Raw genomic sequence first — 509 nt, 5'->3', positions numbered from 1 at the left:
ATCGCTTAAGGGAAGGCAGGTGATCATTATTGAAGACATTGTAGATACCGGGAATACTATTGAAAGTATAGATAAGATTCTTAAAAAGGAGGAAGTGGAGTCCTATAAAATTGCAACGCTTTTTTATAAACCTGCTGCCTATCATAAGTCTCTTCATATAGATTATATAGGTTTGGAGATCCCGAATGATTTTATTGTAGGGTACGGACTTGATTATAACGGCCTGGGAAGAAATCTCCCCCAGGTTTATAAACTTAAAAAGAATAAAATGACAAACCTTGTGCTGTTTGGACCTCCGGGAGCGGGCAAAGGAACCCAGGCTACCATTCTTAAAGATCATTATAACCTTAAACATATTTCCACGGGAGATGTCTTTAGGTACAATATCAAAAACGAGACTGAGCTGGGGAAATTGGCAAAAGCCTACATGGATAAAGGTCAGTTGGTACCCGATACGGTTACTATCGATATGCTGAAGGCTGAGGTGAGACAGGCAAGTGAGGGAAATG

At 40.1% G+C, this 509-nt stretch carries 1 protein-coding gene; it reads left to right on the top strand.

All coding sequences use genetic code 11. The features are described from left to right. Positions 1–509: nucleoside monophosphate kinase (locus HC175_RS17475; RefSeq protein WP_168139574.1), on the top strand; the 509-nt coding region annotated here is incomplete at both ends.

The sequence above is a fragment of the Salinimicrobium oceani genome (assembly GCF_012037645.1).
This window is presented reverse-complemented; position numbering and strand designations above follow the sequence as displayed.